This window comes from Ruegeria sp. HKCCA0235A, from assembly GCF_013033235.1.
GTDB lineage: Bacteria > Pseudomonadota > Alphaproteobacteria > Rhodobacterales > Rhodobacteraceae > Ruegeria.
Genome location: NZ_WQDQ01000004.1, coordinates 193,379 through 214,959, shown reverse-complemented (window position 1 = coordinate 214,959; position 21,581 = coordinate 193,379). Strand labels below are relative to the sequence as shown.

20 protein-coding genes are annotated in these 21,581 nt (G+C 61.1%); 9 read left to right on the top strand and 11 right to left on the bottom strand.

Features of this window, described 5'->3' with window-relative positions:
• Positions 1-172: 172 nt before the first annotated feature.
• Both GOW56_RS09095 and GOW56_RS09090 read left to right on the top strand, forming a co-directional pair.
• A complete protein-coding gene (locus GOW56_RS09095) occupies positions 173-661 on the top strand; it encodes a twin-arginine translocation pathway signal (RefSeq protein WP_152457305.1) in 489 nt (162 codons plus the stop codon).
• Positions 662-669: 8 nt separating this feature from the next.
• On the top strand, positions 670-1,266 hold the full coding sequence (locus tag GOW56_RS09090; protein ID WP_371807895.1) for a ferric reductase-like transmembrane domain-containing protein: 597 nt from the start codon (positions 670-672) through the stop codon (positions 1,264-1,266).
• On the opposite strand, the gene argF is transcribed toward GOW56_RS09090, so the two are convergent.
• Both argF and GOW56_RS09080 read right to left on the bottom strand, forming a co-directional pair.
• Positions 1,263-2,189, bottom strand: a complete 927-nt coding sequence (argF, locus tag GOW56_RS09085) for an ornithine carbamoyltransferase (protein WP_152457303.1) — start codon at positions 2,187-2,189, stop codon at positions 1,263-1,265. The two genes, GOW56_RS09090 and argF, sit on opposite strands and share 4 nt — an antisense overlap.
• 76 nt (positions 2,190-2,265) lie before the next feature.
• Complete coding sequence (locus tag GOW56_RS09080) at positions 2,266-3,453, bottom strand: aspartate aminotransferase family protein (RefSeq protein WP_171205673.1); 1,188 nt, start codon at positions 3,451-3,453, stop codon at positions 2,266-2,268.
• A 273-nt stretch (positions 3,454-3,726) separates the two neighbouring features.
• Here GOW56_RS09080 and GOW56_RS09075 point away from each other — a divergent pair, with 273 nt between their 5' ends.
• Positions 3,727-4,611, top strand: a complete 885-nt coding sequence (locus GOW56_RS09075) for a DMT family transporter (protein ID WP_171205672.1) — start codon at positions 3,727-3,729, stop codon at positions 4,609-4,611.
• 75 nt (positions 4,612-4,686) lie between these two features.
• On the opposite strand, the gene GOW56_RS09070 is transcribed toward GOW56_RS09075, so the two are convergent.
• Positions 4,687-5,490, bottom strand: a complete 804-nt coding sequence (locus GOW56_RS09070) for an ABC transporter permease (RefSeq protein ID WP_171205671.1) — start codon at positions 5,488-5,490, stop codon at positions 4,687-4,689.
• Between the two features lie 126 nt (positions 5,491-5,616).
• Between GOW56_RS09070 and GOW56_RS09065 the strand changes: the two genes are divergently transcribed.
• The gene (locus GOW56_RS09065) at positions 5,617-6,192 is read left to right on the top strand and encodes a GcrA family cell cycle regulator (RefSeq protein WP_152457300.1); all 576 of its coding nucleotides are present in this window, start codon (positions 5,617-5,619) and stop codon (positions 6,190-6,192) included.
• 217 nt (positions 6,193-6,409) lie between these two features.
• Here GOW56_RS09065 and GOW56_RS09060 read toward each other — a convergent pair whose 3' ends face one another.
• The 4 genes from GOW56_RS09060 to GOW56_RS09045 form a co-directional block, all read right to left on the bottom strand.
• A complete protein-coding gene (locus tag GOW56_RS09060) occupies positions 6,410-6,868 on the bottom strand; it encodes a GFA family protein (protein ID WP_171205670.1) in 459 nt (152 codons plus the stop codon).
• A gap of 41 nt (positions 6,869-6,909) precedes the next feature.
• A complete protein-coding gene (locus tag GOW56_RS09055) occupies positions 6,910-7,203 on the bottom strand; it encodes a putative quinol monooxygenase (RefSeq protein ID WP_152456701.1) in 294 nt (97 codons plus the stop codon).
• A gap of 149 nt (positions 7,204-7,352) precedes the next feature.
• Complete coding sequence (locus GOW56_RS09050; protein ID WP_171205669.1) at positions 7,353-8,429, bottom strand: DUF2235 domain-containing protein; 1,077 nt, start codon at positions 8,427-8,429, stop codon at positions 7,353-7,355.
• A complete protein-coding gene (locus GOW56_RS09045; protein ID WP_171205668.1) occupies positions 8,407-10,698 on the bottom strand; it encodes a xanthine dehydrogenase family protein molybdopterin-binding subunit in 2,292 nt (763 codons plus the stop codon). Before GOW56_RS09045 ends, GOW56_RS09050 begins: the two co-directional genes overlap by 23 nt.
• Positions 10,699-10,811: 113 nt before the next feature.
• Here GOW56_RS09045 and GOW56_RS09040 point away from each other — a divergent pair, with 113 nt between their 5' ends.
• The 4 genes from GOW56_RS09040 (at position 10,812) to GOW56_RS09025 (ending at position 16,456) form a co-directional block, all read left to right on the top strand.
• Entirely contained in the window at positions 10,812-11,540 is a 729-nt protein-coding gene (locus GOW56_RS09040) for a dienelactone hydrolase family protein (RefSeq protein ID WP_171205667.1), read from the top strand.
• Positions 11,541-11,619: 79 nt separating this feature from the next.
• The gene (locus GOW56_RS09035; protein ID WP_171205666.1) at positions 11,620-14,781 is read left to right on the top strand and encodes a valine--tRNA ligase; all 3,162 of its coding nucleotides are present in this window, start codon (positions 11,620-11,622) and stop codon (positions 14,779-14,781) included.
• A gap of 138 nt (positions 14,782-14,919) precedes the next feature.
• Positions 14,920-16,083, top strand: coding sequence for a benzoate/H(+) symporter BenE family transporter (locus GOW56_RS09030; protein ID WP_171205665.1), 1,164 nt, complete (start codon positions 14,920-14,922; stop codon positions 16,081-16,083).
• Between the two features lie 40 nt (positions 16,084-16,123).
• The gene (locus tag GOW56_RS09025; protein ID WP_171117581.1) at positions 16,124-16,456 is read left to right on the top strand and encodes a DUF1992 domain-containing protein; all 333 of its coding nucleotides are present in this window, start codon (positions 16,124-16,126) and stop codon (positions 16,454-16,456) included.
• Here the strand turns inward: GOW56_RS09025 and GOW56_RS09020 are convergent, their stop codons facing one another.
• Together GOW56_RS09020 and GOW56_RS09015 are read right to left on the bottom strand one after the other, a co-directional pair.
• Complete coding sequence (locus GOW56_RS09020; RefSeq protein WP_171205664.1) at positions 16,457-17,239, bottom strand: crotonase/enoyl-CoA hydratase family protein; 783 nt, start codon at positions 17,237-17,239, stop codon at positions 16,457-16,459.
• Between the two features lie 66 nt (positions 17,240-17,305).
• Positions 17,306-18,376: an SMP-30/gluconolactonase/LRE family protein gene (locus tag GOW56_RS09015; protein WP_171205764.1), complete on the bottom strand. Its 1,071-nt coding sequence runs from the start codon at positions 18,374-18,376 to the stop codon at positions 17,306-17,308.
• A gap of 88 nt (positions 18,377-18,464) precedes the next feature.
• Here GOW56_RS09015 and GOW56_RS09010 point away from each other — a divergent pair, with 88 nt between their 5' ends.
• On the top strand, positions 18,465-19,574 hold the full coding sequence (locus tag GOW56_RS09010) for a pyridoxal phosphate-dependent aminotransferase (RefSeq protein WP_171205663.1): 1,110 nt from the start codon (positions 18,465-18,467) through the stop codon (positions 19,572-19,574).
• A gap of 130 nt (positions 19,575-19,704) precedes the next feature.
• On the opposite strand, the gene GOW56_RS09005 is transcribed toward GOW56_RS09010, so the two are convergent.
• Complete coding sequence (locus GOW56_RS09005; RefSeq protein WP_171205662.1) at positions 19,705-20,895, bottom strand: alanine--glyoxylate aminotransferase family protein; 1,191 nt, start codon at positions 20,893-20,895, stop codon at positions 19,705-19,707.
• 51 nt (positions 20,896-20,946) lie between these two features.
• A complete protein-coding gene (gene eda, locus GOW56_RS09000; protein ID WP_171205661.1) occupies positions 20,947-21,579 on the bottom strand; it encodes a bifunctional 4-hydroxy-2-oxoglutarate aldolase/2-dehydro-3-deoxy-phosphogluconate aldolase in 633 nt (210 codons plus the stop codon).
• Positions 21,580-21,581 lie beyond the last annotated feature (2 nt).

Here is a 21,581-nt window from a genome sequence, read left to right as displayed (position 1 = left end):
CACGCACCGCCAGAGGTCAAAGAGATTCGTTTCGACGATCCGGAATCACTCACAGAACCGTGAGGGCGCGGGGATCCAACCGCGCACGGCCTCGGATTTTGAAAGAAACATGCTATGTTTCAGATGGAAGCCGCAGACTGACAAGATTGGATCGCGTATTGGAGGTTTCTCGATGACAGATGCGTTGCTGTCCCGTCGTTCCCTGATCACCCAAGGTGTTGCCGTTTTGACAACCGGCGCCACAGGGCTTTTGGTGCCTGCCCGCGCAGCCGGGATTGCGCCGACGCCTTCGATGCGGGGCGGATCGAACAACTATCGCCCCGGTGCGCCAATCGTGGACCGGATCGGTGGCGGCGGGTTCTGGATGACCGGCACCGTACGACGGGCGGGCGATGGCGCTCCCCTGCCCGGCCAGCGCATTCAGATCTGGGCCCATACCACAGAAGGGCACGAGCGTGACCCGCAAAGCCATGGGGCGACCTTGACGGATGAAAAGGGTGAATTCCGCCTGGAAATGCCGCAGATCGTTCCTGCATTCGGTCAACCGCACGGGCATCTGGCCTATGACAGCGGCGCGTTCGAAACCGTGTTCCTGCGGCCTGTGATGTCCAGTTCCAAAGACAAGACACTGGCTGCGCATTTCGTGTTGCAACCGCTCTGATCCCGGTGATCCGAACCGGTGTCATTTGGGCGACCCTGATCGCCGCCCTTGCCGTTCCTTTAATCGCTGCGGCAGGCAGCCCGTATCTTGCCTGGCGCGATCCAACCTATATCCTCGCCGGGTTTGCCGGAATTCTGAGCTTGGGTCTGCTGTTGCTGCAGCCGCTTCTGGCCGGAAGATACCTTCCGGGCTTGTCCGCAGTGATGAGCCGCCACATTCACCGCTGGATCGGTCTGACCCTGGTGCTGGCGATTGTGGTCCATGTCGCGGGGTTGTGGCTTACCAGCCCGCCGGATGTGGTGGATGCGTTGTTGTTCGTATCGCCAACGCCGTTCTCGGCCTGGGGTGTCATTGCCATGTGGGCCGCTTTCGGGGCGGCCCTGTTAGGGGTCTTCCGCAAACGTCTGCGCCAGCGCTTTCGTCTTTGGCGGCTGAGCCACACCGCACTGGCCGGGGTGACGATTGTCGGCAGCCTTGTTCACGCCATGCTGATCGAAGGCACGATGGAGATCGTAACCAAAACAGCGCTTTGCGCACTGGTCCTCTTGGCGAGCGCAAGTACGCTCGCCAAATTGAAAGTGTGGGATATCCGTCGACGCCCTTAGACGCCCAGGCACCAGCGCATCACCGCCTTTTGTGCATGCAGACGGTTTTCGGCTTCATCAAAAATGACCGAGTTCGGTCCATCCATGACCTCGGAGGTCGCTTCTTCCTCGCGGTGGGCCGGCAGGCAATGCATGAACAGCGCATCCGGTTTGGCATGCGACATGAGTTCAGCATTGACCTGATATGGACGCAGCATGTTGTGGCGGCGCTCTTTGGCCGACTGGGAATCATGCATCGAAACCCAGGTGTCCGCGACGACGAGGTCCGCGCCTTCCACCGCTTTGTGCGGATCTCTTTCGATCACGATTTTCGAACCTTTCTGGCGGGCAAACCCCATGAACTCTTCTTCCGGGTCAAGCTGAGCGGGGCCGGTGAAGGTCAGATCGAATCCGAATTGTCCGGCGGCGTGCAGGAAGGAAGCGCAGACATTGTTGCCATCGCCGGTCCAGACCACCTTTTTGCCAGCGATGGGGCCGCGATGTTCCTCGAATGTCAGAACGTCGGCCATGATCTGGCAGGGGTGGGTGCGGTCGGTCAGGCCGTTGATCACCGGCACGTCCGAGTATTCGGCCATTTCGGTCAGGATGGTTTCATCAAAGGTGCGGATCATGATCATGTCGACATAGCGCGACAGCACGCGGGCGGTGTCGGCGATGGTTTCGCCGTGACCCAGCTGCATGTCCTTGCCGGACAGCACCATGGTCTGCCCGCCCATCTGGCGCACGCCCACATCGAAAGACACGCGCGTCCGCGTCGAAGGTTTTTCGAAGATCAGCGCCACCATGCGATCTTTCAGCGGCTGTTCGTCGTCAGGGGCGGCCTTGGGGCGACCCAAACGCGCCTGTTTCATCACGCCCGCCTGATCGATCATGGCCCGCAGATCGGTGGAATCGGTTTTGTGGATATCAAGAAAATGGTTCATGTCGGTTCGTTTCCTGGCTGTCGGTTGCCGGTGGCGCTGCCCCCGGACCCCCGGGGTATTTGGGAAAAGATGAAAATCAGGCGGTTTGGAGCTGGGTCTCGATCTGCCGGGCGGCCTTGTCGAGGCGGATAATGGCCTGAGCGATATCGTCCTCGGTCAGCGTGAGGGGCGGCAGCAGGCGGATCACGTTGTCGGCGGCGGGAACGGTGATGACGAGGTTGTCATAACCTGCATTGACCACGTCGATATTGGCAGGCTTGCACTTGAGGCCGAGCATCAGGCCCGATCCGCGCACCTCTTCGAACACCTCAGGGTGATCGGCGATCAGGGCTTCGAGCTTTTGGCGCAGCAGGCCCGCCTTGCGGTTGACGCTTTCCAAAAAGGCGGGTGTTGCCACATGATCGATCACCGCGCAGCCCACCGCGCAGCCCAGCGGGTTGCCGCCATAGGTCGAACCGTGGGTGCCCGCAGTCATGCCGGATGCCGCGTCCTCGGTCGCCAGTACCGCGCCCAGCGGGAAACCCCCGCCGATGCCCTTGGCGACCATCATGATATCAGGGGTGATCCCAGCCCATTCATGGGCAAAGAGCTTGCCTGTCCGGCCGACGCCGCACTGGACTTCATCAAGGATCAGCAGCAGCCCGTTGTCGTCGCAGATCTGACGCAGTGCCTTGAGTTCGGCGTCGGGGACGGGGCGAATACCGCCCTCGCCTTGCATGGGCTCGATCAGGATCGCGGCGGTCTTGTCGGTGATGGCGTCGGTCACGCCGTCGAGGTCTCCGAATGCCACATGCACGAAACCCGGCAGCAGAGGGCCGAAGCCCTTGGTCATTTTCTCGGACCCGGCAGCAGCGATGCCGGCTGACGACCGGCCGTGGAAGGAACCGTCGAAAGTGATGATCTCGACCCGCTCGGGCTGAGCTTTGTCATGGAAATACTTGCGGGCCATTTTCACGGCCAGTTCGCAGGATTCCGTGCCGGAGTTCGTAAAGAAAACCGTATCGGCAAAACTGTGTTCCACCAGCTTGTCAGCCAAGGCCTGTTGCTGAGGAATGTTGTACAGGTTCGAGACATGCCACAGCGCATGGGCCTGGTCCGTCAGCGCGGCCACCAATGCCGGATGGGCGTGGCCCAGCGCGTTCACGGCGATCCCTGCGCCGAGGTCCAAGAAACGTCGGCCATCCGCCTCGGTCAGCCAGGCGCCTTCGCCCTTCACGAAGGTCAGGTGCGCACGGTTATAGGTCGGCAGAACGGACGGGATCATGGGATCATCCTTTTAAGGTAGTATGAGCCTCGTGAGTGATACACGAAGGCCCTGTTCGTCAACAATTTTGGTGAGGTCTGTGCCGATTTGCCGGGCACATGAGATCAAACAGGCCGGTTACGCAAAGATGCGTCGGCGTCGGAGCAGTTGGATATGCACATGTTTGATCATGGCCGACCGTATAGCGATGCTTGCGCAGGTTGGGAAGCCGGTATTTTGCAGGGATCGAATTTTGCCCTTGCCAAAGCCTGTGCAACCGCGCACCGCTTGGCCATGTTCGAACCCAAGCACCACAATCCTCCGCTTGCCGCTGCGCTGATTTTTGTCGCCACCGCCTTTATCGCCGCGACGACGCTGCTGGCCAAGGCGCTGGGGACGGATGCGTTGGGGCCGCCCTTGCATGCCATGCAGATCAGTCACGGGAGGTTTCTGTTTGCCTTGCTGGCGATTCTGCTGGCGGTTGCAACTCTGCGGCCCCGGTTGGTGCGGCCCCATTGGGGGCTTCACGTCGGGCGGACCAGTTTTGGCTGGGCGGGGGTGACATTGATGTTCGCATCGGTTGCCTTCATTCCGATGGCGGATGCGACGGCCATATCCTTTCTGAACCCTGTCTTTGGTATGGTGCTGGCCATTCCTCTGCTGCAAGAGCGGGTTGGTCCTTGGCGCTGGCTGGCGGCGGCTGTCGCCTTGACGGGCGCGATGATCCTGCTGCGCCCGACCCCCGCCAGCTTTCAGCCCGCAGCCCTTCTGGCGCTGGCGGCGGCTGCGCTGATCGGGATGGAGCTGATTTTCATCAAAAAGCTGTCCGGGCGCGAGCCACCGATGCAGATCCTGCTGATCAACAACGCGATGGGTTTGCTGATCGCCACTTTAGCCGTCAGCTTCGTCTTTCAGATGCCGACCCCGCAGCAGTGGGCGGCATTGGTGGGGATCGGCGTTCTGATGGCCTGTGCGCAGGCCTGTTTCGTCAACGGAATGGCGCGGGCGGATGCATCCTTTGTGGCCCCGATCAGTTATGCCACGCTGATCTTTGCCGCCCTTTACGACTTTGCGGTCTTTGATGTGATCCCCGACTGGATCAGTCTGGTCGGGTCTGCAACCATCCTGGCCGGCGGGCTGATCCTGGTCTGGCGAGAAGCGGTGCGGCGCCGTGCCTGAGAGCCTGCCCCGCACGGCGGGAACGGGTGGGTCTGTATCCCGGCCTTTGCAACCAGCCGCGATGGCCAGGCCGCCCTAAGCCTTGAGGCGATATCCGGTGCGCAGCATCAGCCAGGTGATGGCTCCGATCACGAAAGTCGCAAACGTACATACCGCCATCCCCAGCCACGGAGAGCTGTCGGACACTCCGATCATTCCATAGCGCAAACCATCGATCAGATAGAACACCGGGTTCAGGTGGGTCAGGCGGTTCAGCACGGGCGGCAGCGCCTCGACCGAGTAGAACGTACCCGACAGGAAGGCCAGCGGCGTGACGATAAAGTTGGTGATTGCTGCCATCTGGTCGAACTTGTTGGCGAAGATACCGGCAAACAGGCCCAACGCGCCCATTAATGCCCCACCCAGAACAACAAAGGTCAGCGCGATCAGGGGGTGCTGAGGCGCAATGGAGAGCAAGACCAAGAACGCAATCGAGATCACCAGTGCGATCATCACGCCTCGGGCAATACCACCCGCGAGGTAACCCAGCAGAATCTCGAGCGGTGACAGCGGTGGCATCAGGGTATCGACGATATTGCCCTGCACCTTGGCGATCACCATGGAGGACGAGGTATTGGCAAAGGCATTCTGGATCACGGTCATCATCATGATCCCCGGTGCCAGAAACATCACAAACGGCACACCCATGACATCGGGCCGGCTGGGTCCGATGGCGATGGTGAAGATCAACAGGAACAGCCCCGCCGTAACCAGTGGTGCCAGAACCGTCTGCGTCCAGACGGCCAGAAAACGCAGGGTTTCGCGCTGCGCCAGCGTGTACAGGCCCATCCAATTGACTGCTCCGAAGCGACGCGCGGTCTGATCTGCGGGATTTTGCATGATTTGCCCTCAACCTGATTCGAAGACAGCTTGTAACTCGGGCAGCAGTGTTTAGAATAGGGGGCTGAGACGAATTCCCAAGGCGGCCCGAATCCGGGGCCGCTTTCCGCTTTTGAAAGGCTAACGATGTCCTGGACAGACGAGCGTGTTGAACTGCTGAAGAAGATGTGGGGCGAAGGCCAGTCGGCCAGCCAGATTGCCAAGGAACTGGGCGGCGTGACCCGCAATGCGGTGATCGGCAAGGTGCACCGCCTGGGCCTGTCGAACCGGACGGCAGGCGCATCCCCGGCCAAGGCGGAACCGAAAGAAAAACCGGCGCCCGCCCCAAAGGCCGAGGCCAAGCCCAAACCTGCACCCAAGACCGAACCGGCGCGTCCGGCCCCGGCCCCGACCGCCGAAGCGAAACCGGTCGTTCCGGCCCGCCGTCAGATTATCCCCGCCGGTCAGCCGCTGCCACCGCAGCCATCGGCCAACGAGATCAGCCCCGAGGCGCTGGCCAAGGTCAACGAGGTTGAAAAGAAAGCCAAGAAGCTGACTCTGATGGAATTGACCGAGAAGACCTGCAAGTGGCCCGTGGGCGACCCCGCGACCGAGGATTTCTGGTTCTGCGGCCTTCCAGTTGAGGCGGGCAAACCCTATTGCGAGGCGCATGTGGGAGTGGCCTTCCAGCCGATGAGCTCGCGCAGGGATCGTCGGCGGTAATTGCGAACACAAGAACCTAAATCATGTCTATGGAACGTGAAAAGGGCGCAGGCGTTTCGCCGCGCCTCTTATCGGAGGCGTTGCATAGTCAAAAACGACGCAAGGCGTAACGGGTTCTTACAAAGAAAACACCCTCGCTGAATGCTGCGAGGGTGTTTTAGTTCGGAGCGTCAGCTTTGCGGACAATGCGGACCTTATGGCCCGAGCGACTGACCCGTCAGGATAGAGCTATCTCCAAACGGTCCAACGCATTGGGCGGCCACACCTCATCGAATTTGTAAAATTCCTCAAAGATAGGAATGTCTTTGCTGAGTGGCACCCAAGCCTGCTTGCTGTTGGTGAAAATCTGTACATTCGGAGGACATTGATCCGGGTTGTTCAATGTTCCGACACGCACGTACCTTAGCTTGCCAAGGCGGATCATGTAGCTGCTAAAAACGGCGACGCCACAATCCCTACAGCGCGTAATGATCTGACCTTTCCCGCTTGGAGTAGAGAGCTCATGTTCAGTGATTGGCCCCTCAAACTGCACGCGATCAGCCTCAATGATGGCGTTCAAGACGTAGGCCGCTCCGGTTTGTCGCTGACATTCGCCGCAGTGGCAGCAATGCACGAACATGGGTGGTGACGTCATCTGATACGTTACGGCTCCGCAACCGCATTTCCCCTTGATCATTGTTTCCCCCTAATTGCTTCCTTGCATTCAAGCCATCGCTCTTATTGAACCAGTTCATAATGCTTGATCGAACGCGACTCGACCAATTCGGCTTCCGCCGGATCGATATGCGGGCTCTGGTAGTTATCGCCGACAAAAGCCTTTAGTGACTCCAGGTTTTCCCAAATCATCACAAAGCTGAACTCTCGCGGTGTGTCAGCACGTGCGGCACCAGGAAACACTTGAACGATGCCCTTGGTACCTCTCATCAAGGGGATAGCTGTTTCATGGAAGAACTTGCTGAACTCTTCCTCTTTGCCCGGCCGTGTCACGACCTGAAAAATACGCATGATCATTCATCCGACCTCCGTAAAGTACGGTTCCTGAATGTATGAGCGCCTCTGGTTCTGCGAACATATCATTTCGTTCCGAGATTGTCTGCTTTGGGCTCGAACCTGACATTGAAGTGCCGGTGATCTTGGAGTCACTGGCACATGGCAGCCTTTCACTGCGCGGGATGTGTCGGCAGGTTCGGCATCGCGACCCATCCGGGCAGTTCGTCCGGCGAAACTGAAACATGCAGGCGTTCTGAAGGGTCCTGCCCGACCTTGCGGTGCTTTCGCAGCAGGAAAATCTTGCCCCAGCCGCGCCATGTGCCAACCGACGGCGCATGGGGGTCAATGGGAAACCGATCGCGCCAGCCGTCGGGCAATGTCAGACCGTGCAATTCCGCCTTGTCCAGCATCCAGATCAGGGAAATGTTGCTCAGCGGCCGCGCCTCTTCGTAGCCGTTCAATTGGCCACCTATGTCGCCATGGGTTCCACGGAACCAGACCTGCTCCACATGGCCCTTGAACTCGGGCGTGCAGGTCCACAGAACTGGTTCGAACACTTCGCGCGTCTCATCCAGCGCCAAAGCGTGATACCCGTGGCGGGTGACCGGGCCCAGCTGATGGTTGTGAAAGGCGTGCTTCTCTTCGGCCCAGCGCCACAGCAGCGGCAGACGCAAACCCAGCGCCTTGACCGTGTCCCAGACGCCGATCATCTCGATCTCGACCCCGTCGTGGCAGAAACGTCGGCGGAATTCGCTGGCGGCGATGCCGTCTGGATTGCATTCATAGTGGCGATACGCTTGCAGTATGTTTCGCTCGGTGGCGTGTTCCGCCTTGAGCAGGCCGATCATGTCGATCACGCCGGCCAGACTGCGCACGCCATAGGCACCGCGCGAATAGCCGATGAAAAAGATCTTGTCGCCCGGCTTGTAGCGGGACGCCAAATACCCATAGGCGCGACGGATCTGGCGGTTGATGCCCCGGCCCATCATCACGTCCAGCGAGGACTTCCAGCTTTCCCACTGCACGCCTGCCTCGTAGAACACCGAAACCTTGCTGCCCATCTCGCAGCACAGGCGAAATGTCTGACCGGCGTGGGTTTCAAACCCCGGTACCAGAGTGGACATGGTGCCATCAAGAATGATGACATGGCTGATCGGTTCGCGGTGCCGCGTCTCGGCGGAATGCTCGGACCTCAAAGGACGCCCGAGCCATCCCAGAACCTTTCTACTCAGCCGCGACAGATTCATGCGTCAGCAATTCCCATACTTTGTGAGGTGTGAAAGGCATGTCCGCCTGCCGCACCCCGTGGTCCCAGAGCGCATCCTGAACCGCGTTCGCGACAGCGGCCAGTGCGCCCACGGTGCCAGCCTCGCCACACCCTTTCATCCCCATCGGGTTCGAGGTTGACGGAACCGGCGCCGAGGTAAACTTAATCATGGGTATGTCGGTTGCACGGGGCAAGGCGTAATCCATAAACGAAGCCGTGAGCAGTTGCCCATGTGCATCGTGCACGACATGTTCGGTCAGGGCCTGGCCGATACCCTGCACCACCCCGCCATGCACCTGCCCTTCGGCCAGCATCGGGTTGATAAGATTGCCAAAATCGTCAACCACCGTGTAGCGATCCACCCAGGTTTCGCCGGTGCAAGAATCGATCACGACTTCGGCAACATGCGCGCCGTTCGGGTAGCTGCGCGCATCCAGATTGGCGCGGGCCTCATGTTGCAGCAGATCCGTTCGACCATCGGCACGCGCCATCTCGGCGGCTTCGGTCAGGGTCGGCGTCAGGTTGGAGCCCGGCGCTCGGAATGTCTCGTGGTCAAAACTCACATCATTTTCCTCTACCCCCATCTTATCGGCAAGATAAGGCGTGAATGCGGCGATCATCTTGTCAATCGTGGCCAGGGTGGCCGTGCTTTGCACCGTGACCGAGCGGGACCCGCCAGTGCCGCCGCCATGGGCAAGCCGGTCGGTATCGCCCTGAATGACGGTGATCTTGTCCATGGGGATACCCGTCTGATCTGACAGGAACTGGGCGTAGACCGTCTCATGCCCCTGCCCGTTCGATTGTGTGCCGACGTAAAGATTCACCGTTCCATCCTCGCAAAACGCGACCTTCGCGTTTTCGGAAGGGTCCCCCAAAATGCTTTCGATATAGTAACAGAGACCCTGCCCCCGGATCAGACCGCGTTCGGCATCCGCAGCTTTGCGGGCCTCGAACCCTGTGGTCTGGTCGGCCGCGCGGGTGAAAACCATGTCGAAATCGCCGACATCATACGTTTCGCCGGTGGAAGTGGTGTAGGGGAAATCGCCGGGGCGGATGAAATTCCTGCGCCGCAGTTCCCATGGGTCAACGCCCAGTTCACGCGCGGCGCGGTCCATCGCGCGTTCAAGCACGTAAATCGCCTCGGGGCGGCCCGCACCGCGATACGCATCCACCTGCGTCGTGTTCGTATAGAAGCCTTCGACCCGCAAATAGGTGGTCTGAACGTCATAGACACCCATCAGCACTTTGCTGAACAGGCTGGTCTGGATCGCCTGACCAAAGTGGCTGTTGTATGCGCCAAGGTTCACCTTGCTGTGGACCCGATAGGCGGTGATCTTGTGATCGGCGTCGAAGGCCAGCTCGGCCAGCGAGGTCAGATCGCGGCCATGATGATCAGACAGCATCGCCTCGGATCGGTCGGACATCCAGTGCACCGGCTGACCCAGCTTCATCGCCGCCACGGAGACGCAGAAATATTCAGGGTACGGCATGACTTTCATACCGAAACCACCACCCACATCCGGGGTCGTGACGCGTATGTCGTCCGCATCCAGTTTCAGTTTTTGTGCCAGTTGGGCCTTCATCGCCCATACGCCCTGACCTCCGTAGGAGAAATGCAGGCGCCCCTCGGACCAGTTCGCCTGACATCCGCGCGGCTCCAGCGAACTGATGATGACCCTGTTGTCGGCGACGTTCAGCGACACGGTATGCGCGGCCGCCTGAAAGGCTGCCCGGGTCGCGGTTTCGTCGCCCAGCCCCCAATCGAAAGCACGGTTCTCGGGCGCTTCCGCGTGCAGGATCTCGCCCCCGGCCTCGACGTCCAACTTGGCCGGGCGCTCTTGCGTATCCATCCAGATCAATTCAACCGCGTCCTGCGCCTGCGTCAGGGTATCCGCAATGACAACTGCCACCGGCTCGCCCACGAAACGCACGCGATCCCTGGCCAGCATGTGCCGATCGGGCGCAGCGGCCCTGGACCCATCCCGGTTCTGCAAGACCGCCGCATTCAGAACCGTGTCGATGCCTGATGCGGCCAGATCGTCCAGCGTCATGACCAGCCGAACACCGTCGGCAGCCCGCGCGGCATCGACATCCAGAGAGGTGATGTCACCATGCGCCACCGGGCTGCGGAAGAATGCGGCAAACAAAGCGTTCCCGGGTACCGCATCATCCATGTAACGCCCCTGCCCGGTCAGGAACCGTTGATCCTCGGTCCGTTTCACCGGCTGGCTTCTGCCGAACTTTTCCATGGGTGGCCCTCCTGCGCGATATCAGGGGCGAGCCTAGCCCGCGACCCGGCGATGTCCAGCGGGGTTCACCGAAATTCGTTTGCGCCCAAAGGATGTTCGGCTAGCCTTTGGCCATGAGCTGGACGCATGAAACCGTTTTTCCCTTCTCTGCCCCGATGACCAGCGGGCAGTCGACCACACATGACGTTTATGTCGGAGGCGAAGGCCCACCGATCCTGATCCTTCAGGAACTGCCCGGGATCGGACCCGAAACGCTGGCGTTGTCCGCCAAGCTCAACGCATCCGGCTTTCGCGTCTACCTGCCTCATTTGTTTGGAACCTATGGCAAGGTTGAAATGGCAAAGAACATGGCCCGTTTGTTCTGCGTGCGGCGCGAGTTCAACATTTTCGCCCGCGGCAGGCAGAGCCCCATTGCAGGATGGATGCGCGCCCTGACCCGTGAGATCAAGCAACGCGAAAACAGTGCCGGTGTGGGCGTCATCGGCATGTGCCTGACCGGTAGTTTCGCCCTGACCCTCATGGCCGAAGACGCCGTTCTGGGCGGGGTAGCTAGCCAACCTGCGCTGCCGATCCTCGGGGGCCGCCATCTGCATATGAGCGCTGAAGACATCAGCGCGGCCTCTGCGGGTATGGCCGCGAAAGGCCCCGGTCTGGCGATGCGGTATTCCGAAGACAAGCTTGCACCAAAGAAACTGATGCGGGCGCTTGAACAGGCATTCGGCAATCTGCTGGAAACCGTCGAATATCCCGGCAAGGATCATTCGCTGCTGACGCTGGATTTCCATGAACCCGCCTATCAACGCGTTGACGCCTATTTCAAAGCACGCTTTGGCGTGGCTTAGGCGCACTAGGCCTTCCCCTTGCCGCGCGCATTCGCTATTGCAGGCGCTGACCCGAATTTGTTGACGCAGGACGCATCCCATGGCGATGGAAAAGACATTCAACGCGGCCGAAGCCGAGGCCCGCATTTATGAGGCCTGGGAACAGGCCGGAGCCTTCAAGGCAGGCGCGAACAAATCGCGCTACGAGAGCTTTTGCATCATGATCCCGCCGCCGAACGTGACCGGTGCGCTGCATGTGGGCCATGCGTTCAACAACACCCTACAGGACATTCTCATCCGCTGGCACCGCATGCGTGGCTTTGACACGTTGTGGCAGCCCGGCCAGGACCACGCCGGCATCGCAACCCAGATGCAGGTCGAAAAGATGCTGGCCGCCACCCAACAACCCAGCCGCAACGAATTGGGCCGCGAAAAGTTTCTGGAGAAAGTCTGGGAATGGAAGGGTGAATACGGCGGCACCATCATCGAGCAGCTGAAACGCCTCGGCTCTTCCTGCGACTGGTCGCGCAACGCCTTTACCATGGCCGGTGCGGCGGGCGACCCGCGTACGGGTCACGAAAACAGCCCCAACTTCCACGACGCGGTCATCAAGGTTTTTGTCGACATGTACGACAAAGGCCTGATCTATCGCGGCAAGCGGCTGGTCAACTGGGACCCGCATTTCGAAACCGCGATTTCGGACCTCGAGGTCGAGAATATCGAGGTTGCCGGCCATATGTGGCACTTCAAGTACCCTTTGGCGGGCGGTGAGACATATGAGTATTTGGAAAAAGATGAAGATGGGAATGTGATCTTCCGCGAGGAGCGTGATTATATTTCCATTGCCACCACCCGCCCCGAGACCATGCTGGGCGACGGCGCGGTCGCGGTGCACCCCTCGGACGAACGCTATGCGCCCATCGTCGGCAAGCTGTGCGAAATCCCGGTTGGTCCGAAAGAGCATCGCCGCCAGATCCCGATCATCACCGATGACTACCCCGACCCGAATTTCGGCTCGGGCGCGGTGAAGATCACCGGCGCGCATGACTTCAACGACAACATGGTCGCCAAACGCGGCGGCATTCCGATGTACCGCCTGATGGACACCAAGGGCGCGATGCGGGCCGATGGGGCCCCTTATGCCGAAGAGGCAGGCAAGGCACAGGAATACGCGCGCGGCCGCGCCTTCACCGAGAACAAAATCGACGCGATCAATCTGGTGCCGGATCATCTGCGCGGCCTCGACCGGTTCGAAGCGCGGGCCAAGGTGGTGGAAGAGATCACGGCTGATGGTCTGGCTGTGATGACCCGCGCGGATGATCCGCGCCTGGGATCAACCGCTTTGAAGCCGGATCAGGAAGGCGCCGACACGCTGGTGCCGCTGGTCGAAAGCAAACCGATCATGCAGCCCTTCGGCGACCGGTCGAAGGTGGTGATCGAGCCGATGTTCACCGATCAGTGGTTCGTCGATGCCGCCAAGGTCGTCGGCCCCGCGCTGGACGCGGTCAAGGACGGCGCGGTCAAGATCATCCCCGAGTCGGGCGAGAAGACCTATTACCACTGGCTGGAAAATATCGAGCCCTGGTGTATCAGCCGCCAACTGTGGTGGGGGCATCAGATTCCGGTTTGGTATGGTCTCGACCTGTCGGCGGAAGACTTCATTGACGACGAGAATGATGGCGACCTTGATCTGGTTGAATTGGGTCGTTTGCTGAACGAAGGCGGCATGCTGCACCGTGGCAATGTTATGGAATGTGCCGCGAGCTTCGAGGCCGTTACCGAAAAGTTTCTTGACGACAATGCGGACATTCCCAGCCCTCTGAGCCACGCGACCGTGATCGAAGTCGCCGACAAGCAGGAGGCGATCCATCGGTTCGCCGAAAGCCTGGCGCAGTACGCCGTTGAACAGGATCCGACCAAGCTGGTTTACCCGGTCTGGCGCGACCCTGACGTGCTGGACACGTGGTTCTCCTCCGGCCTGTGGCCTATCGGCACGCTGGGCTGGCCCGAACAGACCGAAGAGTTGCAGCGCTACTTCCCCACGGACGTTCTGATCACCGGTTTCGACATCCTGTTCTTCTGGGTCGCCCGGATGATGATGATGCAGCTGGCCGTGGTCGATCAGATCCCCTTCCACACCGTCTATCTGCACCAGCTCGTCCGCGACGAGAAGGGCAAGAAAATGTCCAAGACCACCGGCAACGTCATTGACCCGCTGGAGATTGTGGACGAATTCGGCGCCGACGCGCTGCGCTTTACCAACGCGTCTATGGCGGCGATTGGCGGCGTGCTGAAACTGTCCCGCGAACGCATCACCGGTTATCGCAACTTTGGCACCAAGCTGTGGAACGCCGTCCGCTTTGCAGAGATGAACGAGGTTTTCACCGATGCCGTCCCGCAGCTGGACGTTGCCGATCTGAAACCCAAGGCCGCCGTGAACCGCTGGATCATCGGCGAAACCGCCCGGGTGCGCGAAGAGGTCGACGCGGCGCTGGGCAGTTACCGCTTCAACGACGCGGCGAACGGGCTTTATGCCTTTGTCTGGGGCAAGGTCTGTGACTGGTATGTGGAACTGTCCAAACCTCTGCTGCAAGGCGATGACGCCGAGGCCCAGGCTGAAACCCGCGCCACCATGCGCTGGGTTCTGGATCAGTGCCTGGTCCTGCTGCACCCGATCATGCCATTCATTACCGAGGAACTGTGGGGCCTGACCGGCACCCGCGCCAAGATGTTGGTGCATGCCGACTGGCCGACCTATGCCGCCGCCGAACTGGTCGATGCCGACGCGGATCGCGAAATGAACTGGGTGATCTCGGTGATCGAGAACACCCGTTCGGCCCGCGCCCAGATGCGCGTTCCGGCCGGTCTGTACGTGCCGATGCTGGTGACCGAGATCGACGCCCACGGCCAGGCCGCCTGGGACCGGAACGAGGCGCTGATCAAGCGACTGGCCCGGATCGACAGCCTGACCAAGGCCGACACGCTGCCCAAGGGCACCATCTCTATCGCGGCGCCCGGCGCGTCCTTTGGCCTGCCGCTGGCGGATATCATCGACATCGGCGCGGAAAAGGAACGGCTGGAAAAGGCCAAGGGCAAGCTGGCCAAGGAACTTGGTGGCCTGCGTGGCCGTCTGAACAACCCGAAATTCGTGGCCTCGGCCCCCGCAGAGGTCGTGGAAGAGGCCAAAGCCAACCTCGCCGCCCGCGAAGAGGAAGAGGCGAAACTGAACGAGGCGCTGGCCCGACTGACCGAAATCGCCTGATCTTCATCTTTTCACAAATACTCAAATCCGGAACCCCGCCGCGGCCACAACGGCGGGGTTTTCTTTTGCACGCTCGGGCCTTGCCCGACCCTGCCCCTGCTTGTTAGCAATCAGCGAACACATTTCTCCGAGGCCGTCATGACGCACAATGCCCCACCGCTCCAGACAGTCTCGACCGGGCTGGTTGTGGCAATCGTCGGTTTTTTCAGCTCTTTCCCGATCGTCTTGCAGGGGTTGGCGGCGATGGGCGCGTCCCCGGCGCAGGCGGCGTCCGGATTGATGATGGCGGCGATCGCCATGGGCCTGACCGCCATCGTGCTGAGCCTGTGGTACCGACAGCCGATCAGCGTGGCCTGGTCCACGCCGGGTGCGGCCCTACTGGCGGTTTCCGCCACACCTGCGCTGGGGTTTGCCGAAGCGACAGGCGCGTTCCTTTGTGCAGGGGCTTTGACCGTGTTGGCCGGGCTGTGGCGACCATTGGGGCGAATGGCTGCGGCTATACCGACGACCCTGGCGCAGGCCATGTTGGGGGGCGTCTTGCTGCCGCTTTGCATATTGCCCTTTCAGGCAGCGGTTGACCTGCCATGGCAAGCCTTGCCGGTAATTCTGACATGGTTCATCGCCGGCCGGATCAACCGCCTGTTTGCCGTTCCGGCTGCGGTCGTGGCAGCGGCAGCCGTCGTCGTTCTGAACGCCGGGGACGCGTCGCTGACGCCGAAGCAATGGATCGCGGCTCCGGTCTGGACCACGCCCAGCTTCTCTGTGGCTTCGGTCATCGGGATTGCCGTGCCGCTGTTCATCGTCACGATGGCGACCCAGAACATCCCCGGCATCGCGGTGATCCGCAGCTTTGGCTATGCGCCGCAGACCGGCAAACTGTTCTCGTCCGTGGGTTTTTCCAGCATCTTGTCTTCTCCGTTCGGTGCCCCCGCCACCTGCCTTGCGGCGATCACCGCTGCGATGTGCGCGAACGAGGACAGCCACCCCGACCCCGCGCAACGCTATTGGTCTGCCGTGATGGGTGGATTGTTCTATTGCCTGTTCGGGGTGTTCGCCGTGGCGATTACCGGGTTCGCCATTCATGCCGATCCACTGTTGATGGGCACGCTGACCGGTGTTGCGCTGATCGGGGTGATGGCCAATGCCACATCCGTCGCGCTGGAAGTTCCGGCCGAGCGCGAAGCGGCCATCCTGACCTTTGCCATCACTGCATCAGGGATCACCGCGTTCGGGCTTGGTGCGGCGGTCTGGGGCTTGCTGGCAGGCGGGATGGCCTATCTTGTGAAACTACGCTTTCGCTAAACGGGTTCAAACCGCACTTCAAAGCAAGTATGAAGAGGCCATGTTTGGAGCGTTGGGAAAACTGGTCGAGCGCCAGATCAAGAAAGCCCAGGCCGAGGGTCAGTTGCAGGGCCTCGAGGGCGAAGGCCAACCACTGCCTGACCGGTCATCCGAGGCATTGAGCGATCCGGCCACCGCCGCCAGCCATCGGATCATGGCGCAGGCAGGCGTGTTGCCGGAAGAATTCGACATCAAAAAGCAGCTCGACACAGCGCGGCACGATTATGCGACCCTGACGGGCCCCGCCGAGCGTAAGGCCGCAATGGCCCGTATCGCCGATCTGGAAATGCGCTACAATATGGCCCGCGACGCACGGCGGGCCTTCATGCGGTGATCATTTGAACACGGGCTTGCGGCCCTGCATCTGCGCCATGACAACTTCCATCTGGTCGGGTTTGCCAATCAGTTCCACCTGCTCAGCGGATTCCGCCATCAGAATGTCTGCGCGGGACTGAGTTTCGGCAACCTCGATCAGACGCTTGGCAGCACGGATGGCCGAAGGGCTTTGACCCGCGATGTTTTCGGCAATGGCCAACGCTTCGGTCAGCGGATCGTCGGACAATTGCGTCACAAGGCCCCACTCCGCCGCCTGCGGCGCACCGATCGGGCGGGCCGTGTAGGTCAGCAGCCGCAGCACGTCCGACCGGACCAGCCGGGGCAGCAGAACCATTCCGCCCATATCGGGAATGATGCCCCATTTCATCTCCATCACGGCCAGTTTCGCTTCGGGATGTGCGATACGGATATCCGCGCCCAGCGCGATTTGCAGGCCACCGCCATAAGCCACGCCCTGAATTGCGCAGATCACCGGAACCGGTACGCGACGCCAGATCAGCGCCAGCTCCTGCATCTCGTTGGCGTCTTCATGGCTGCGGGTCATCAGCCATTCCGTGGGGTCCATATGGGCCATCTTGGCAAAGCTTGCCATGTCGAGCCCGGCGCAAAAGCTTTTGCCTTCGCCGGACAGAACCACGGCACGGGCGTCCGACGCAGCGACCTCTTGCCCAGCGGACAAAAGCGCCTTGATCATTGCATCATCCAGCGCATTCATCTTGTCGCCTCGGGTCAGAGTGACATGGGCAACGTGGTTTTGATAGGCAACGGATACGCGTGACATGGAGGACCTCCGGTAATTCAATCGTGACAAACATGCCCGGACAGAGGGCCAAATACCACTGCGACGTCAGGGCATGTCGCTGACGGGCATTCGCCCGAACCACGGGGAATCGAGGGTCATGACATAGAACTGATCCCCCGCAATCTTGCCCCCGGTCGTGATGCCCAAGCGGCCTTGCGGGTCCTGTAGCGTGCGCAGGATCGTTCCGTCGCCATCGAACTGCACCATCATGCCGCGATGGATCGGCGCGGGGCGCACTGCCGGACCCAATCGCCAGATCACCTTGCGCAGGAACGGGTACGGCATCAGCGCCTCGGACGGGACACGCGGGCTGGCAAAGGCCATCCAATAGGTGCCGTCGCCCTGAGCCTCGAGGTTGTCGGGATAGCCGGGCAGGTTTTCCAGCAGGATCTCTTGCTGCCCTGCATTTGGTCCGGTCAGCCACAGCTTGTGCACGCGCGCGCGACCTGTTTCCGCGATCAGCAGAAAATCCTCGTCAGGTGAAAGTGCGACACCGTTGGTATAGACAAAGCCCTCGGCGATTTTCTCGGTGCGGCCATCGGGTGTGCGACGCGCGACGTAACCCGTATCGGACTGTTCCCAGATGGTGAGGACAGAGGTCGGTTTGGTCCCGCCCATGGTTTCAGGATCGAAGCGGTCAGATGAATTCGAGAAGTAGATCGTGCCATCCCGCGCCAGATCCAGCTGGTTGGCGTAGATCACCGGGGCGCCGTTGATGTCACCTACCAGCGTGTCCAATGTGCCCGGACCGGTCCAACGCATCACGCCCCGATAGCTGTCAGCGATGAAAAGCGCGCCATCCGGTCCGGCCTTGAGGCCCAGGGGACGCCCACCAAGTTGGTCAACCTCGACCGGTTCCGCCCCGTCGATGCGGTAAAGGGTACCTGACAGGCTGGTTGTGTAGATCGTGCCATCTGGCATGACGGCGATGTCTTCGGGCCCGATCTCTTGACCCGGCAGGCGGATCAGCTGCGCCGCGTCCAGTGCCGTATTTTCAACGAAATCCCCGACAAACCCGGCATCTTCCGGCATTTCGACGGCGGCAGGTTTTACCGGGACCGGCCAGATCAGAAGATAGGCGAGCCCCAGGAGAATAACGATCGAGAGAATGCGCATCTGCGCTCCTTTATTCATACTTCTATTCCAGCGTGCCCAACGCCTGTGCGCGCTTGCTCATCGATCGGGCTTGGGGTTATCTGCGGACATGACCGGACCTCGATACACCCCGCTTGCCCAATCCCTGCCCGCCACCGTGCCCTTTGTCGGCCCGGAAACGCAAGAGCGCCAGCGCGGCGCGTCCTTTGTGGCCCGACTGGGCGCCAATGAGAGCATTTTCGGCCCCTCGCCCCGCGCGACCCAGGCCATGGCGCAAGCCGCGTCAGAGATCTGGATGTACGGTGACCCCGAAAACCATGACCTGCGCCATGCTTTGGCCGACCATCACGGCGTATCGCCGGAAAATATCGTCGTGGGCGAAGGTATTGACGGGCTGCTGGGCTATCTGGTGCGGCTGATCGTCGGGCCCGGGGATGCGGTTGTCACCTCGGACGGGGCCTATCCGACCTTCAACTATCATGTCGCCGGGTTCGGCGGCATTCTTCACAAAGTGCCGTATTCAGGTGATCACGAGGACCCCTCGGCGCTTTTTGCCAAGGCAGCTGAGGTTGGTGCCAAGCTGGTCTATCTGGCCAATCCGGACAATCCGATGGGCAGCTGGCATTCCGGCGCGGACATCGTGGCTGCCATGGATGCCTTGCCTGATGGGTGCCTTCTGGTTCTGGATGAGGCCTATGTGGAATGTGCGCCCGAAGGGACGGCGGCACCTGTCAGTATAGATGATCCGCGCGTAATCCGGATGCGGACCTTCTCGAAGGTCTATGGCATGGCGGGTGCGCGGGTTGGCTATGCCATGGGCACGCCAGATCTGATCGCGGCCTTCAACAAGGTGCGCAACCATTTCGGCATGAACCGCGCCGCACAGGCCGGTGCTTTGGCGGCTTTGCAGGATGGCGCGTGGCTGGAGCATGTTCAGGCGCAGATCGCAGAGGCGCGCGCGCGGATCGGTACGATTGCCCGGGAAAACGGATTGGCGGCCCTGCCTTCGGCCACCAATTTCGTGGCGATTGACTGCGGGCGCGACGGGGATTTTGCCAAGGCCGTGCTGGACGCCCTGGTGGCGCAGGGGATTTTTGTCCGAATGCCGTTCGCGGCACCGCAGAACAGGTGCATTCGGGTGAGCTGTGGCCCGGCGTCTGATCTGGATGCGTTCGCCGCCGCTTTGCCCGAGGCGCTCGCGGTTGCGCGGGTGCGCTGATTGATCCCTTTGCGCCCAGTCGGACAGCAAAGGGGGGCTGTCTGCCCCCCATCGCGCCAAGGCGCGATTCCCCCCGAGGATATTTTTGGCCAGATGAAGAGGCGGATCCTGCGGAGACGCCCGAAGGGTGTCAGGCCGCCAGCACGGCGGCGGCGGCTTCGAGGGCCCCCTTTCCACGCGATATGTCAAGTGCAGCCATGCCCGTTTCCACACCGCCCAGAATCGCCATGACCATCTGCCCGTTGATATGCCCCATATGACCGAGACGGAAACAGCTGTCATAATCCTCCATCCCCAAGCCGATGCCCAATGTCAGGCCCAACCGGGTTTCGGTGAACGTACGCAGGGCCGTGCCGCGACCTTCCGTCAATCGCAGGGCCGTGACGGCGTGGCTGCGAAAGGCACGGTCGGCGACGTTCAGGTACAACATGCCGCCTTCGGCCCAGGTCTCACAGGCCGCCCAGATGGCATTGGCCAGGCGCTCATGGCGGGCCCAGACCTGTTCGATCCCCTCTGCATGGATCAGGTCAAGCGCGGCGCGCAGGCCGTAGAGGTGGTGCGTGGGCGCGGTGCCGTTGAAATACTGATAGAACAGATCTGGATTAGCGCGCGGCTGCCAGTCCCAATACTGCGAAACGCGCGGCATGGTGGCCCGTTTGGCTTGTGCTTTCTCGTTGAAGAAAACAAAGCCGATGCCCGCCGGGGTCATCAGGCCTTTTTGGCAAGCGGCAACTGTGACATCGACGCCCCAGCCATCCATCTCGAACCTGTCACAACCCAACGAGGCAATGCAGTCTGCCATCAACAGCGCCGGGTGCTGCAAGTCGTCCAGAAGCCTGCGCAGCGCCGGGATGTCGTTCCGGATCGAACTGGATGTATCCACGTGCACCGCCAGAACCGCCTTGATCTGGTGGTTTTGATCCGCACGCAACGCGTCTGCGATCCGGTCGAATTCCCAGGCTGACGAGGTGCCGAAATCGATCAATTGGACCTTTGCCCCGATCCCTTCGGCCATTTCTGCCCAGCCGTGGGTGAATCTGCCCGAGGCAGGGCCCAGAACGGTTTCGCCGGGGGCGATCACGTTGGACAGTGCCGCCTCCCAGGTGCCGTGGCCATTGGCGATATAGATGGCGACATTGTGCTTGGTGCGGGCAACCCGGCACAGATCGCGCGTCAGGCCGGGCATCATATCAATAAGTTCGCCATCATAGATGTTGGGCGACGGGCGGTGCATGGCTTGCAAAACCGCATCCGGCATGACCGAAGGGCCCGGAATGGCCAAATATGCCCGCCCCTGGGAAAGGGAAACTGTCTGTGTCATGGGGTCAACCTGTATGAATTGACACCCACATTACCGAGGGGTCGCGCAGCGTCAATCCGCCAGCTTCGATGCCTCGCGCGCAAGTGTTTCGATCCCGGCCCAGTCGCCGGTTTCGACCATTTGCTTCGGCGCGACCCAGCTTCCGCCAGCGCAGACCACGTTGGACAACGACAGGTAGTCGCGGGCGTTGGTTGGGGACACACCGCCCGTAGGACAGAAGCTGATCTGTGGCAGCGGCGCGCCGATCGCCTTCAGCGCAGGTGCGCCACCTGAGGCCTCGGCCGGGAAGAATTTCAGCATGTCATAGCCCTTTTCCAGCAACGCCATCGCTTCACTTGCCGTGGCGGCTCCGGGCAGCAGCGGCAGGTCTTCGGCCTCGCAGGCCGCGATCAGGGCATCCGTGGCGCCGGGGGAAACGCCGAACAGCGCGCCGGCCTGTTTGGCAGCCCGGACATCATCGGGCGTGACCAGCGTGCCTGCACCGACCACGCCGCCGGGCACTTCGGACATGGCCTTGATCGCATCCAGCGCCGCCGGGGTGCGCAAGGTCACCTCAAGCGCGGGCAAGCCGCCGGCGATCAGCGCCTCGGCCAGCGGGCGGGCCTGTGCGGCGTCATCGACAACCAGCACCGGAACAATGGGCGCCAGGGCGCAGATTTCGCGGGTGCGTTGAGTTTTGGACATCT